This window comes from Methylobacterium sp. UNCCL125, assembly GCF_900116795.1.
GTDB classification, from domain to species: Bacteria; Pseudomonadota; Alphaproteobacteria; order Rhizobiales; family Beijerinckiaceae; genus Methylobacterium; species Methylobacterium fujisawaense.
Genome location: NZ_FPBW01000013.1, coordinates 53,925 through 67,695, shown reverse-complemented (window position 1 = coordinate 67,695; position 13,771 = coordinate 53,925). Strand labels below are relative to the sequence as shown.

At 71.4% G+C, this 13,771-nt stretch carries 16 protein-coding genes; 8 read left to right on the top strand and 8 right to left on the bottom strand.

Going from position 1 to position 13,771, the window contains the following annotated elements:
- The first annotated feature begins 236 nt into the window (after positions 1-236).
- Complete coding sequence (locus BM396_RS14865) at positions 237-938, top strand: DUF4142 domain-containing protein (protein ID WP_043384982.1); 702 nt, start codon at positions 237-239, stop codon at positions 936-938.
- Positions 939-1,250: 312 nt separating this feature from the next.
- On the opposite strand, the gene BM396_RS14860 is transcribed toward BM396_RS14865, so the two are convergent.
- The 3 genes from BM396_RS14860 to BM396_RS14850 all read right to left on the bottom strand — a co-directional run bounded on the left by BM396_RS14860 (position 1,251) and on the right by BM396_RS14850 (position 3,336).
- A complete protein-coding gene (locus tag BM396_RS14860; protein WP_043351772.1) occupies positions 1,251-1,916 on the bottom strand; it encodes a carbonic anhydrase in 666 nt (221 codons plus the stop codon).
- 45 nt (positions 1,917-1,961) lie between these two features.
- Entirely contained in the window at positions 1,962-2,477 is a 516-nt protein-coding gene (locus BM396_RS14855) for an NUDIX hydrolase (protein WP_043351773.1), read from the bottom strand.
- 115 nt (positions 2,478-2,592) lie between these two features.
- The gene (locus tag BM396_RS14850) at positions 2,593-3,336 is read right to left on the bottom strand and encodes a DUF429 domain-containing protein (protein ID WP_043384979.1); all 744 of its coding nucleotides are present in this window, start codon (positions 3,334-3,336) and stop codon (positions 2,593-2,595) included.
- A 101-nt stretch (positions 3,337-3,437) separates the two neighbouring features.
- On the opposite strand from BM396_RS14850, the gene BM396_RS14845 reads away from it, so the two are divergent.
- On the top strand, positions 3,438-4,319 hold the full coding sequence (locus tag BM396_RS14845) for an HpcH/HpaI aldolase/citrate lyase family protein (RefSeq protein ID WP_043384976.1): 882 nt from the start codon (positions 3,438-3,440) through the stop codon (positions 4,317-4,319).
- Positions 4,316-4,786, top strand: coding sequence for a dUTP diphosphatase (dut, locus tag BM396_RS14840; RefSeq protein ID WP_043384973.1), 471 nt, complete (start codon positions 4,316-4,318; stop codon positions 4,784-4,786). Before BM396_RS14845 ends, dut begins: the two co-directional genes overlap by 4 nt.
- A 6-nt stretch (positions 4,787-4,792) precedes the next feature.
- Here the strand turns inward: dut and BM396_RS14835 are convergent, their stop codons facing one another.
- Positions 4,793-5,668 (bottom strand): ATP-binding protein, encoded by an 876-nt coding sequence (locus BM396_RS14835; RefSeq protein WP_043384970.1) that lies wholly within the window; start codon positions 5,666-5,668, stop codon positions 4,793-4,795.
- Positions 5,669-5,833: 165 nt separating this feature from the next.
- Between BM396_RS14835 and BM396_RS14830 the strand changes: the two genes are divergently transcribed.
- From BM396_RS14830 to BM396_RS14810, 5 genes are all read left to right on the top strand, one after another.
- Positions 5,834-6,277: an OsmC family protein gene (locus BM396_RS14830; RefSeq protein WP_043385041.1), complete on the top strand. Its 444-nt coding sequence runs from the start codon at positions 5,834-5,836 to the stop codon at positions 6,275-6,277.
- Between the two features lie 80 nt (positions 6,278-6,357).
- On the top strand, positions 6,358-6,723 hold the full coding sequence (locus tag BM396_RS14825) for a YybH family protein (protein WP_043384968.1): 366 nt from the start codon (positions 6,358-6,360) through the stop codon (positions 6,721-6,723).
- A gap of 100 nt (positions 6,724-6,823) precedes the next feature.
- On the top strand, positions 6,824-8,164 hold the full coding sequence (gene serS / locus BM396_RS14820) for a serine--tRNA ligase (RefSeq protein ID WP_043385037.1): 1,341 nt from the start codon (positions 6,824-6,826) through the stop codon (positions 8,162-8,164).
- Positions 8,164-8,928, top strand: coding sequence for a 5'/3'-nucleotidase SurE (surE, locus tag BM396_RS14815; RefSeq protein ID WP_043346675.1), 765 nt, complete (start codon positions 8,164-8,166; stop codon positions 8,926-8,928). The genes serS and surE overlap by 1 nt, the downstream gene beginning before the upstream one ends.
- On the top strand, positions 8,925-9,572 hold the full coding sequence (locus tag BM396_RS14810) for a protein-L-isoaspartate O-methyltransferase family protein (RefSeq protein ID WP_043346673.1): 648 nt from the start codon (positions 8,925-8,927) through the stop codon (positions 9,570-9,572). The genes surE and BM396_RS14810 overlap by 4 nt, the downstream gene beginning before the upstream one ends.
- 104 nt (positions 9,573-9,676) lie before the next feature.
- Here BM396_RS14810 and BM396_RS14805 read toward each other — a convergent pair whose 3' ends face one another.
- The 4 genes from BM396_RS14805 to secD all read right to left on the bottom strand — a co-directional run bounded on the left by BM396_RS14805 (position 9,677) and on the right by secD (position 13,741).
- Entirely contained in the window at positions 9,677-10,555 is an 879-nt protein-coding gene (locus BM396_RS14805; protein WP_043384964.1) for a phytoene/squalene synthase family protein, read from the bottom strand.
- Positions 10,555-10,953, bottom strand: a complete 399-nt coding sequence (locus BM396_RS14800) for an Mth938-like domain-containing protein (RefSeq protein WP_043384961.1) — start codon at positions 10,951-10,953, stop codon at positions 10,555-10,557. The genes BM396_RS14805 and BM396_RS14800 overlap by 1 nt, the downstream gene beginning before the upstream one ends.
- Before the next feature lie 13 nt (positions 10,954-10,966).
- Positions 10,967-11,908 (bottom strand): protein translocase subunit SecF, encoded by a 942-nt coding sequence (secF, locus tag BM396_RS14795; RefSeq protein ID WP_043384958.1) that lies wholly within the window; start codon positions 11,906-11,908, stop codon positions 10,967-10,969.
- Between the two features lie 228 nt (positions 11,909-12,136).
- Positions 12,137-13,741, bottom strand: coding sequence for a protein translocase subunit SecD (gene secD / locus BM396_RS14790; protein WP_043350919.1), 1,605 nt, complete (start codon positions 13,739-13,741; stop codon positions 12,137-12,139).
- Positions 13,742-13,771 lie beyond the last annotated feature (30 nt).

Below are 13,771 nucleotides of genomic sequence, written 5' to 3'. Positions count from 1 at the left end.
GCCGGGGTCGGAGGCGGGCCGGACGGCGACCGGTCCGGCGGCCGAGTCTGCGGACCGGCGGCTCACCCCGCGGACCGCCGCCCTTCGGCCACCGCCCCGTCCGGGGCGAAAACGGCAGGAACCATAAGCCCATAACCTCGTTGACCGACCAATTCGCGAACCCGCCTGCGCCCGATCCTTCGTGCTGCGCATGCGACCTGCCAGAGTTCGCGTATCCATTTCGAACAGAGGTCCCGATGCTGAAGAACTATGCTGCCGCGTCCGCGCTTGTCCTGGCGCTGTCGACCCCGGCCCTGGCTCAGAGCGCCAACGACTTCCGCCTCCAGTCGATGCAGGCGAACGCCTTCGAAATCCAGTCCTCGCAGATCGCCCTGTCCAAGTCGCGCAACCCGAAGGTCCGCTCCTACGCCCAGGAGGTCCTCCGCGACCACCGGGCCGCCAACGTCGCCCTGGCGGGCGGCCAGATGAACGGCGTGGCCGGTGATCCGGGCGTCGGCGGCCTGATCACGGCGCCGATCGCGGTGGCGGGCAGCGCCGTGGGCGCCGGCGTCGGCGCGGCGACCGGCGTGGTCGGCGGCACCCTCGCGGGCGGACCGGTCGGCGGCCTCGAGGGCGCCGGCGCCGGTGCGGCGCGCGGCGCCGCCGCGGGCGGTCAGATCGGGCGCGGCGACATGATGGCCACGGGCGCCTCGACGATGGTGGCGCCGAGCCCCGAGCAGCAGGCGATGCTGGCCGAGCTGTCGTCGACCCCGGCCGGCCCGCGCTTCGACCGCCTCTACGCCAGCCAGCAGCTCCAGGCGCATCAGATGACCATCGCGATGACGCAGGCCTACGCCCAGGGCGGCCCGAACCCGGCGCTGCGCAACTACGCCCAGCAGGCCCTTCCGGCCTTGCAGATGCACTACAACCAGGCTCAGCGCCTCCCCGGCGCGATGTAAGGGTCATCGTCAGGGACGGCCCGGCTTCCGCCGGGCCAGACCTCCGGCGGCGGGTGCGAGCCCGCCGTCGTTTTCATGTCCGGCCCCTCCGCCCCGGCCACCGGCGAACCCGCGGGCGCGCCGCGTTCACGGGCCGGCACGTTGCGCCAGCCGTCTCCGCCACGGACGGGCCGCGCAGAGGCAGTGCCGAGATCCGCGCGCCGACCGGAGCCCCAAACGAAAACGGCCGGTGCGCGATGCGCAGCCGGCCGTTGCCGCAAAGTTACCGATCGGAGCCGGTCAGCCGACCCCGTTCTTCGGCGCGCGTCGCGCTCAATCGCACGCGATGGCGGCGACCGAGCGAACGGTCTGGCCCGTCGTGTCGATCGGCGGCTTGAACACGCCGGTCTCCGGGTCGCGCACCAGCAGGGAGCCGCTCGCCACGCCGAAATGCGCGCCGTGGATCTCCAGACGGCCGTCGTCGACCCGCTCCTTCACGAACGGGAAGGTCAGCAGGTTCTCCATGCTCTGGACGACCACCGCATGCTCCAGCTTGGTCAGGTAGTCCGGCGCGCCGGGATCGCCGGCCTTGTCTTCGGCCTGACCCACGAGCGAGACCCACTTGCCGATGAAGTCGCCGGGAGAGAGCGGCTTGGCCTTGTTGGCGTAGGCCTTGATGCCGCCGCAGGTGGCGTGGCCGAGAATGACGATGTGCTTCACCTCCAGAGCCTGGACGGCGAATTCCAGCGCCGCCGAGGTGCCGTGGTACTGACCGTCCGGCTGGTAGACCGGCACGAGGTTCGCGACGTTGCGGATCGTGAACAGCTCGCCCGGCCCGGCGTTGAAGATCGCGCTGGGCGACACCCGGCTGTCACAGCAGCTGATGACCAGGATCTCCGGGTTCTGTGTGGAGGCGAGCTGCGCGAAGCGCCGGCGCTCGGTCGGGAAGCGGTCGAGGAGGAAGGACCGGTAGCCTTCGGTCAGGTAGACGGGGAACATAAAGGCGTCTCCAGTTAGACAATCCCGCGACGGCAGGAAGTGAACTCAAAGTTCTCGCCAGGCAAGAACGCGTGGGTGGGCCGGAATAGTCCCGTTCGCGAGATCCGCGGCGAGATCGGCGAGACCGGCCGGCTCGAAGTGCTCGCCGCTGGCGCGCAATTCGTCGATCGGCCACCAGCGTGTCCCGATCAGCGGGTTGTCCTCGGTCTCGGCGAGGCGGCTCGTATCGACCCGGTCGTCGGGCAGGCGGACGAGGAAGTAGCGCTCGCGGGCGTCCCGCGCCTGCCGGAACAGGTGGAACGGGCCGTCGCAGGCGGCGACCTGCGGGCCGATGGCGACATCGCCGCGGCCGATCTCCTCCTCGAGCTCCCGGCGACAGGCGGTGACGTGGTCCTCGCCGGGCTCCAGGCCGCCCCCCGGCATGAACCAGAACCGCAGGGGCGCGCCGTCCGGCCCTTTGGCATGGACCGACGTGTAGGCGATGAGCAGGATCCGATCCTGCGGATCGAGCACGATCGCGCGGGCGATGTGGCGGACGGGCAGGGGGTTCGCGGCGCTCATGCAGCGAGAGCTAGAGCGGGCGCGGTGAACGGACACCGCCTGTGCGCGAGGCTGCGTGCAAAACAGCACGTTGGGTCGCGCACGGCGCCGGTTGCGATCCCTGGCGGACGGCCGCTCAGGACGGCGCGCGCAAGGCCGGGGCCCAGATCACCACGGGAAGCCCGAACGCGTCCCGCTCCGGCGGATCCGGCAGCGGCACGGCGCATCCGAGGCGGATGTCGCGGGCGACCACCAGGGCGGCCAGCGCATCCAGATGGTCGTCCTCCGGAACGCCCTTCGCCCGGGCCTCGATCAGCGCGCCCGGCAGGCCCGCCGCCGCGAGGAGCGCCCGGCGCAGGTCCAATCCTTCCCGGGCGCGCCGGCCCTTCTTGGGCAGGCCGAGCGGCCGGCCGCCGTTGAGGGTGTGGAAGGCCACCTCGGGATGGACCTCGTGGACCCGCGCCCGCACCTCCGGCCGCTCCCGCAGGAGCGTGTCGACCGCGCGGACGGCGCGGAAGATGTTGTAACCCTGGATCGAGGGCGCGAAGGGCGGGTCGCTCGCCTCGCGCGAGGCGGCCTTCGCGGCTTCATAGTCGGGGGCGTAGACCGCGCTCCGCGGCGGCATCGGAAACACCGATGCCCGCGCCGGCCCGAGCCGGGCGCGGGCCGCCCGGTCGGCGGCACGTCCGCCGCCGATGATCCGGTCCGGCAGGCCGATCGGCACGTCGATCCCGACGATGCAGGGCCGCTCCGGGGCGTCGAGCAGCGCGGCGACGTCGGGGAACAGGGCAGAGCGGTGCCGGTCGGGATCGTCGAGGTCGAGGAGCGCGCCCGCCCAGGCTCCGCGGCAGCCGTCCAAACCCGCGATCCAGCGTGCCATGCCGTTCCTTCCTCGCGCGACGCGCGGCGGGCGTTCTTGCCGGGATGCGCAGGGAAAGCTATCCGCGTCGCCGAGGGCGCCGCCGGCCCGGGAGAAGCGTGATGAGCGAGATCCGTCCCCGTCGCAGCGTGCTGGCGATGCCGGGCTCCAACGCCCGGGCGCTGGAAAAGGCGCGGTCGCTCCCCGCCGACGTCATCCTGATCGACCTTGAGGACGGCACGGCCCCGGAGGTCAAGGCGGCCGCCCGTGCCCAGGTCGCCGCAGCGGTCACGGCGCGCGGCTTCGGCACCCGCGAGGTGGTGGTGCGCATCAACGCGCCCGAGACCGAGGACGGCGAGGCCGATCTCGTGGCACTCGCTGCGGCCGCACCGGATGCCATTCTGGTGCCCAAGGTGCGCACCTCCGACACGCTGATCGCGGTCGGATCCCGGCTGCGCCGGCTCGGCGCGCCCCTGGCGACGCGGGTCTGGGCGATGATCGAGACGCCGATGGCGGTGGTGAACGCCGCCGAGATCGCGGGCGCGGCCCGGGACGTGGACGGGCGGCTTGCCGCCCTGGTGATCGGCCCGAACGACCTGCTGAAGGCGTCCCGGATCCGGCCCCCGGGGCGGGCTGCCCTGATGCCCTGGCTGATGACCGTGCTGGCCGCCGCCCGGGCCTACGAGATCGAGGCGATCGACGGCGTCTTCACCGACCTCGCCGACGCGGCCGGATTCGAGGCGGAGTGCGTCCAGGGGCGCGACCTCGGCTTCGACGGCAAGATGCTGATCCATCCGAGCCAGATCGGCCCGGCCAACGCGGCCTTCGGCCCGGATGCCGCGGAGATCGCGCAGGCGCGGTCGTTGATGGACGTCTTCGACGCGCCGGAGAACCGGGCGCGCGGGGTCATCGCGGTGGATGGGAAGATGGTCGAGCGCCTCCATGTCGAGGCCGCCCGGCGGACCCTCGCCATGGCCGAGGCGATCGCGCGTCTCGGCGCGTGAGCGACCGGCCGGAGATCGGCCTGCGGCTGCTCGATCCGCGGCTGCCGGGCTGGGGCTTCCCGCGCTGGGGCTCGCCGGCCGCGGCCGGCCTCGACCTGCACGCCTGCCTCGACGCGCCGCTGGTGCTCCCGCCCCAGGGCAAGCCGGCGCTGATCCCGGCGGGGTTCAGCGTCCTGATCCGCGATCCCGATTGGTGCGGCCTGATCTTCCCGCGCTCGGGGCGCGGGCACCGCGAGGGTCTGGTGCTGGGCAACGGCACCGGCGTCATCGACGCGGATTACGAGGGGCCGCTGATGGTTTCCGCCTGGAACCGCGACGAATCCGAGCCGGTCCGGATCGAGCCGGGCGAGCGGATCGCCCAGCTGGTCTTCACGCGGATCACCCGGCCGGTCCTGACCGTGCTGGAGGGCGAGCCCGGCCCCGGCTCCGAGCGGGGGTCGGGCGGGTTCGGGTCGAGCGGGCGGTAGGCGCCCTCAGTCGAGCGTCTTGCCGAGCCGCCCCGCCAGATCCTGGATGAACTGGAAGGCGGTCCGGCCCGAGCGGGAGCCGCGGGTGGTGGCCCATTCGAGGCATTCGGCGCGCAGCTGCTCCGGCGGCACGGCGAGGCCATAGCGCTCGGCATAGGCGCGGATCATCGCCAGGTACTCGTCCTGGCTGCACTTGTGGAAGCCGAGCCAGAGGCCGAACCGGTCCGAGAGCGAGACCTTCTCCTCGACCGCCTCGCCGGGGTTGATCGCCGTGGAGCGCTCGTTCTCCACCATGTCGCGGGCGAGCAGGTGCCGGCGGTTCGAGGTGGCGTAGAACAGCACGTTGTTCGGCCGCCCCTCGATGCCGCCATCGAGCGCGGTCTTGAGCGACTTGTACGAAGTGTCGTCGGCGTCGAAGGAGAGGTCGTCGCAATAGACCAGCCAGCGGTGCGGGTCCGGCCGCAGCAGGGCCATCAGGTCCGGCAGGGCCTCGATGTCCTCGCGGTGGATCTCCACGAGCTTCATCGGCCGGCTGCCGGCGGGCCTGCGGGCGTTGATCTCGGCATGGGCCGCCTTGACCAGCGACGACTTGCCCATGCCGCGGGCGCCCCACAGCAGGGCATTGTTGGCCGGCAGGCCGCGGGCGAAGCGTTCGGTGTTCTCCACCAGGGTGTCGCGCGCCCGGTCGATGCCGGTGAGCAGGCCCATCTCCACCCGCGCCACCTGCGGCACCGGGGTCAGCCGGCGCTCGGGGCCCCACAGGAAGGCGTCGGCGGCGTCGGGATCGAAGGCCGGCGGGGCGGCGGGCGCGGCCCGCTCCAGCGCGGTGGCGATGCGCTCCAGGAGCGGCATCAGGGTATCCAGGGTCGCGGGGCTCGTCATCGGATCGGGGGGTTCGCGTGCGGGTCGGTCAGGCGGCCGGTTCTACGGGGAAGATCCGGGGAAATCATCCGTATCCGGATGCATGGCCCGGGCCTTTCGAACGGGAACCCGGATCGGGCGTTGATCATCGCGGCGGCACGGGTGCCGTAACGGCCGGGGGGCATGATGGACGCGGGACCGACGATCCGGATCACCCAGGTCGCCGATTACGTCTTCACGGTGGATTTCGGCGCGGCCCTGCCGGCGCTTTTCACCGACGAGGCGCCTCCGATCGGCGGCGGGACCGGACCGTTCCCCGAGCAGCTGCTGATCTCCGGCGTCGCGAATTGCCTCTGCGCCAGCCTGGTCTTCGCCCTGGGGAAGTTCCGCCAGGAGGCGCGGGGCGTGGCCGCCGAGGCGTCCTGCCGGCTGGAGCGCAACCCTGCCGGGCGGCTCCGCGTCACCGCGATCGACGTGCGGATCCGCCTCGGCGCGGCGGCGGCCGACATGCCGCGGATCGACCGGGTGCTGGAGCAGTTCGAGCGGTTCTGCACCGTCTCGGAGAGCGTGAAGGCCGGGATCCCGGTCGCCGTGTCGGTGGCCGATCGCGACGGCACGCGCCTGAAATGACCGGCGCCCCGGGGAAAGATCGGCCGCCCGGCGCATTGCCGCAGCACCAACCAGCCACCGGAGCCGGACGAGGAGACGCCATGTCGGATCAGACGCGAGAACCCGCCCGCGCCCCCGAGGACCTTGCCGCCCTGTTCAACCAGCGTGCCAATGCCGGCGATGTCGAGGGCCTCGTCGCCCTCTACGAGCCCGACGCGGTGCTGGCCGCCGGCCGGGTCGTCGCCACGGGCCATGCCGAGATCCGGAGCTTCTACGCCGACCTGCTGGCGCGCAAATCCGACTTCCCGGCCCCGGAGACGCTGCCGCCCCTGCGCAACGGCCCCCTCGCCATGACCTTCGCGCGGCTGCCGAACGGCGCCCTGTCGGTGGAGGCCGCCCGGGAGCAGGCGGACGGGACGTGGCTCTGGACGATCGACCAGCTCAAGATCGCGCCGCCGAAGACCTGACCGTCGGCCCGGACGCGCCCCCGCGCTTGTCCCACCGGACGCGATGCGGCAAAGCGGAGCCCGCGCGCTCGACGCTGCGCAGAAGATCCGAGCCGACTCGATGCACGACATCCGCGCCATCCGGGAGAACCCGGACGCCTTCGACAGCGACCTCGCCCGCCGGGGCCTCGCGCCGCTCTCGGCCGCGCTGATCGCGCTGGACGAGGCGCGGAAGGCGTCGGTCTCGGCCGCGCAGGCCAACCAGGAGCGGCGCAACGCCCTGGCCAAGGAGATCGGCGGCGCCAAGAAAGCCAAGGACGAGGACCGCGCCGCCGCCCTGATGGCGGAGGTCGCGGCCCTGAAGGGCGCCGAGCCGGAGCTGAAGGCCGCGCAGGACGCGGCCGACAAGGCGCTGGCGGACAAGCTCGCCGCGATCCCGAACCGGCCGAAACCTGACGTGCCCGAGGGTGCCGACGAGCACGGCAACGTCCTCTACCGCAGCCACGCCGCGACCCGCGAGCGGCTTACCGAGGGCCGCGAGCATTTCGAACTCGGCGAGGCCGCCGGCCTGATGGATTTCGAGGCGGCGGCCAAGCTGTCCGGCGCGCGCTTCGTGGTGCTGAAAGGTCAGCTCGCCCGGCTGGAGCGGGCGCTCGGCCAGTTCATGCTCGACCTGCACACCCAGGAGCACGGCTACCTGGAGGTGGCACCGCCGGTTCTGGTGCGCGACGCCGCCATGTTCGGCACCGCGCAGCTGCCGAAGTTCGAGGACGATCAGTTCTCGGTGTTCAAGGGGCTGGACGCCGTGAAGACGCTGGACTCCGCGGCGGACCCGGCCTCCGGCAACACCGAGAAGTTCTGGCTCGTCCCCACCGCCGAGGTGCCGCTGACGAACCTCGTCCGCGAGTCGATCCTCCGCGAGGAGGAGCTGCCCCTGCGCTTCACCGCGCTGACGCCCTGTTTCCGGGCCGAGGCCGGGTCGGCGGGGCGCGACACGCGCGGCATGCTGCGCCAGCACCAGTTCAACAAGGTGGAGCTGGTCTCGATCACCACGCCGGAGGAATCCGCCACCGAGCACGAACGGATGCTCACCTGCGCCGAGGCGGTTCTGAAGAAGCTGGATCTGCCCTACCGGGTCATGACCCTCTGCACCGGCGACATGGGCTTCGCGTCGCAAAAAACCTACGACATCGAGGTCTGGGTGCCGGGCCAGCGCACCCACCGCGAGATCTCGTCGTGCTCGGTCTGCGGCGACTTCCAGGCCCGGCGGATGAACGCCCGCTACCGGGGCAAGGACGGCAAGCCGGCCTATGTCCACACCCTCAACGGCTCGGGCGTGGCGGTCGGCCGCGCGCTCATCGCCGTGATGGAGAACTACCAGAACCCGGACGGGAGCATCACGATTCCGTCGGTGCTCCACCCCTACATGGGCGGGCTCAACCGGATCGAGGGCACCCGCTGATGCGCATCCTGGTCACCAACGACGACGGCATCCACGCGCCGGGGCTCAGTACCCTGGAGGAGATCGCCCGGGAGCTGTCGGACGACGTCTGGGTGGTGGCGCCGGAGAGCGACCAGTCCGGCGTGTCGCACTCGCTGTCGCTCAACGACCCGCTGCGCCTGCGGCAGGTCTCGGAGCAGCGTTTCGCCGTGAAGGGGACGCCGTCGGACTGCGTGATCCTGGGCGTGCGCCACATCCTGGGCGACCACGGGCCGGACCTCGTCCTGTCGGGGGTCAACCGCGGCCAGAACGTCGCCGAGGACGTGACCTATTCGGGCACGATCGCGGCCGCCATGGAGGGGACGATCCTCGGCATCCGCTCGATCGCGCTCAGCCAAGCCTACGGGGTGGGCGGACGCGGCGCCCTCAAGTGGGACTGCGCCCGGACGCACGGGGCGAAGGTCGTCCGGAAGATCCTGGAGACCGGGATCGAGCCCGGCATCCTGGTCAACGTGAATTTTCCGGATTGCGAACCGGCCGACGTGCAGGGCATCGCGGTGGCCGCGCAGGGCTTCCGCAATCAGGCACTGCTGTCCATCGACGCCCGGGTCGACGGGCGCGGCAACCCGTATTTCTGGCTGGCCTTCGCCAAGGCCCGGTTCGAGCCGGGCCACGGTTCGGATCTGAAAGCCATCGCCGAGAAGCGGATCTCGGTGACGCCCCTGCGCCTCGATCTCACGGACGAGCCGACGCTGACGCGCTTCGCGCAGGCCTTCGCCGAGTGATCGATCTGGGCAGCCTGGAAGAGGCTGCCGGCAACGCGGCCTTCGTCATGGCGCTCCGGGGCCGGGGCCTGCGGGACACCGCGGTGCTGCGGGCCATGGAACAGGTGCCCCGGGACACCTTCGCGCCGCCGCAGCATCGGGAGCATGCGCGGCGGGACATCGCCCTGCCGCTGTCCTGCGGGGCGTCGATGACGGCCCCCTCCACCGTGGCGGTGATGCTGGCGCTGCTGCGGCTCGAGCCGGGCCAGCGCGTCCTGGAGATCGGCACGGGCTCGGGCTACGTGACCGCCCTGCTCGCCCAGCTCGGGGCCGGGGCGGTGCTCAGCCTGGAACGCTACACCTCCCTGGCCGGGGCGGCGACGCGGCGGCTCGCGGCCCTGTCCGAGGTGCATGTCGTCCGGGCGGACGGGCTGGCCCCGGACCTGCCGGACGGGGGGTTCGACCGGATCCTGGTCCACGGCAGCGTCGCGGCGATCCCGCAGCACTGGCGCGCGGCCCTCGAACCCGGCGGACGGCTGGTGACGGGCCTCAGGGGCGAGGGCGGCTGCCGGGTCGCGGTGCTGCCGACGCCGGAGGCCGAGCCGGAACCGGGGGCGCCGGTGCGGCTGACGGCGCTGATGCCGGGACTGGCGCGGGTTCTCTGACGCCGAGCCGACAGCGCGCGCGCCGCGAAGCGACCGAGGGCCGGGCGACATTTGCGAGCGCGGCGCCGCTGGATTGCCCCCTCGCGAGGACGGTGGAGCGACCCTCAGCCCGCCCGCCGCGCCGCCCGCCACAGGCGCCACAGCCGGCGCCAGCGCGGCAGTTCGACGGGCGTGTTGAGCGGGTCGTAGGAGGCCCGCTCCATGGCGGCGAGGTAGGGTTCCACCAGGGCCGTGGGCAGGAAGGCGGCGCCCGCCGAGGGGGCGATGGTCGGACGCGCCGCCTCGAAGGCCTTGAGGTGCTGCCGGGCGAGGTCGCGCAGGTCGGCACAGGCCCGGCGCAGGCCCGGCCCGCCGCGGCCCGTGACGATGTCCTCGCGGGTGACGCCGTAGCGGCCGAGGATGTCCGCCGGCAGGTAGACCTGCCCCGAGCGGGCGTGCCAGGGCAGGGCACGCAGGAGTCCGGTGATCCCGTAGGCAACCCCGGCATGGCCGGCCGCCCCCGCGCCGCCCGGCTCTGTGCCGTTGCCGATCACGAGGCTCGCCAGCCGGAACAGGGCCGAGGCGGTCTCGCCGCAATAGCCCTCCAGGTCGTTCACCCGGGGCATCGGGTCCTCGTAGAGATCGAATACCCGTGCGTCGATCAGGTCGACGAAGGGCTGGCGACCGAGGCGGTTGACCCGGATCGCCTCCTCCAGGGCCGCCGCCACAGGATTGGCGCGCACGTCGCCCCGGGCCTCCCCCTGGAGGGCGTCGCGCCACCATTGCAGGCGGATCTCGCCGGCCAGGGGGTTCGAGGCCGCCTCGCGCACCCGCGCGATGGTCAGGCTGAAGGCGTAGAGGGCGAAGAGGTGCGGACGGGCGGCGGCCGGGGCGAACAGGGTGGCGTAGTAGCGGTCCGGATCGCCGGTCCGCACGAGATCCTCGCAATGGGATTGCGCGAAGGCGAGCCCGGTCTCGGTGGTCCTGCCCTCGACCTCCGGCATCAGGCCACCGCGATCAGCGCGGCCGCGACCTTGCGGTTCTCGGCCACCAGGATGTTGTAGGTCCGGGCCGCGGCCCCGGTCTGCATCACGTCGAGGCCGACGCCGAAATCCTTGAGCCAGCCCCGCAAGGCGGGGTCGATGGCGGCGATGTCGAGGCCGGTGCCGACGAGCAGCAGCTCGATCCCCTCCGATTCCGCCTGGACCGGCCGCAGGGCCGTCCGGTCGATCGCCCTCGGCTCCGTCACCTCCCAGGCCCGAACCCCCGAGGGCAGCAGCAGGATCGAGCCGCGATGCGACATCCCGGCGAAGCGGAAGCCGCCATTGCCGTAGGTGTCGATGATGTGGCGACCCGGCACGAAGCCGGAGTCGAAGGTCTTCGGACTTGGCTGATCGGCCATCTCGGAAAAAAGACTACTCCGCCGGTTGCGGGACGCCGGACCGCTCGGACGCGGAGCGGGCGCCCGAGAGCATCAGGCCCAGATAGATCAACACCGGAGTCGAGATGAAGATCGCCGAGTAGGTGCAGATCAGGACGCCGCAGAGCATCACCACGGCGAAGCCCTTGATCGCCTCGCCGCCGAACAGGACCAGCGCCAGCAGCGACAGGGAGGACGAGATCGACGTCATCACCGTGCGCGACATGGTCGAGTTGATCGACAGGTTCAGCAGGTCGACGGTGGGGATGGTCTTGTACCGCCGCATCAGCTCGCGGGTCCGGTCGAACACCACGACCGTCTCGTTGAGCGAGTAGCCCACGATGGTCAGGATCGCCGCGATCGAGGTCATGTTGAACTCGATCCGGGTGATGATGAACACGCCCACCGTCAGCACGATGTCGTGGAGCGTGCCGACGATGGCGCCGAGCGCCAGTTCCCGCTCGAACCGGAACCAGAGGTAGAGCAGCACCGCCACGACGGAAAGCACGACGCCCAGCGTGCCGGACTGCACGAGTTCGCCGGAGACGCGCGGGCCGACGGTCTCGGTGCGGCGGAACTCGTAATCCTTATCGAAGGCGGCGTGCGCCTTGTTCATCACCGCGGTCTGGCCCTGCTCGCCGGGCTGGAGCGGCAGGCGGACCAGCACGGTACCCTGGTTGCCCAGTTCCTGCACCTCCGGCTCGCCGAAGCCGAAGCCCGCCGCCGTATGGCGGATCGCCGCGACATCCGCGGTGCCGGATTTCGCCTGCAATTCGACCAGGGTCCCGCCCTTGAAGTCGATGCCGAAGTTCAGCCCGATCGTCAGGAACAGCGCCACCGTGACGAGCGACAGCACCGCCGAGAGCGGGAAGGTAAAGCGCCGGAATCGCATGAAGTCGAAATGCGATTCATCGGGCCAGAGGCGGAGCAGGCGCATGGAAACGGACCTAACGTTTGGGAGATCTCAGCACCGGTCCGCTCATCCCACCCTCACCCTCGACCTGAGGCGCCGGAGCGAAGCGGAGGCCTCGAAGGAGGGCTCCAGGGATCGCAGCGCCGTCTGGAGGGCCCCTTCGAGGCCCGCTGACGCGGGCACCTCAGGATGAGGTGAGGGTCTGGAGCGGCCTTCTTCCGCCGGTGATGCGTCTCCCGAAAGTGAACTCGTTCAGAACGGCAGGGTCTTCGGCCGGAAGGTCTTGTACCACACCGCGATCATCATCCGGGTCAGCGTCACCGCGGTGATGACCGTCGTCAGGATGCCGAGGATGAAGACCACGGCGAAGCCCTTCACCGGGCCCGAGCCGAGGAAGAACAGGATCAGGGCGGCGATCGCCATGGTCGAGTTCGAGTCGATGATGGTGGCGAAGGCCCGGTCGAAGCCCGCCTGCAGCGCCGAGATCAGCGAGCGGCCGGCATGGCTCTCCTCGCGCATGCGCTCGTAGATCAGGACGTTCGAATCCACCGCGGTGCCGATGGTGAGCACGATGCCGGCGATGCCCGGCAGCGTCATGGTGGCCTCCAGCACCGACATCAGGCCCAGGATCAGCCCGACGTGGACGATCAGTGCGATGTTGGCGATGAAGCCGAACGTCCCGTAGGTCGCGAACATGAAGGCCACCACGAGGCCCGCCGCCACCAGGGTCGCGAGCTTGCCGGCCTCGATGGAGTCGCGGCCGAGGCCCGGGCCGACGACGCGGCGCTCGACCACGGTGAACTTGGCCGGCAGCGCGCCGGCCCGGAGCAGGACCGCCAGGTCGTTGGCCTGCTGGACGGTGAAGTTGCCGGTGATCTGGCCCGAACCGCCGGTGATCGCCGAGCGGATCACGGGGGCGGAGACGACCTCGTTGTCGAGCACAATCGCCATGCGCCGGCCGATATTCTCCGAGGTCGCCTGCCCGAACCGCTGCGCGCCGCGCAGGTTGAACTTGAAGCTCACCATCGGCTCGTGGGACTGCTGGTCGAAGGCGGGCTGCGCGTCGGTCAGCTCGCCGCCATCGGCCATGACCCGGCGCTCCACCGGGACCTTGGCGCCCTTCTCGTCCTTGGAGGGCAGCATGTCGACGTCGCCCGAGGGGCTGTCGGCGAGCATGCGGAACTCGAGCTTGGCGGTCGAGCCGAGGAGCTTTTCCAGCCGCTCGGGATTCTGCTCGCCCGGCACCTGGATCAGAATGCGGTCGGCGCCCTGCTGCTGGATCGACGGCTCGGTGGTGCCGGTGGAGTCGAGGCGGCGCCGGATGACCTCGATGCCCTGGCTCACGGCCCGGCGGGTCCGGTCGGTGATGCCGGCATCGGTCAGCATGAGGCGGATCACGCCGCCCGGCTGCTCGGAGATGTCGAGGGTACGGGCCGCCGTCTGGCCTATCGAGGTGGTGATCGGCTGCGACAGTTCCTGAAGCTTCGGCAGGACCTTGGCCCGGGCGGCGGCGTCGTCGATCTTCACCTGGACGCCGCGCGGCAGGAGACCGATGCCGCCGTCGGCGCGGACATTCTCCTGCTGGAGCACGCGGCGCACGTCGTCGCGCAGGGCCTTGGCCTGGGAGGCGACCAGCTCGTTCTGGTCGACCTCAAGCAGGAGCTGCGAGCCGCCCTGCAGGTCGAGGCCGAGCACGATGGCGCGGGTCGGCACGATCCAGCTCGGGAACCACGTGGGCAGGCTGGCGACGAAGCCCTTGCGCTGCTCGGGCGAGAAGAAGCTCGGCACGGCGAGCATCAGCCCCACCAGGATCAAGCCCAGTGTCGCGATGATCTTCGCACGGGAGAAGCGCAGCATCGGCCGTCTTTTTCTCTTTTGGGCCGGCGC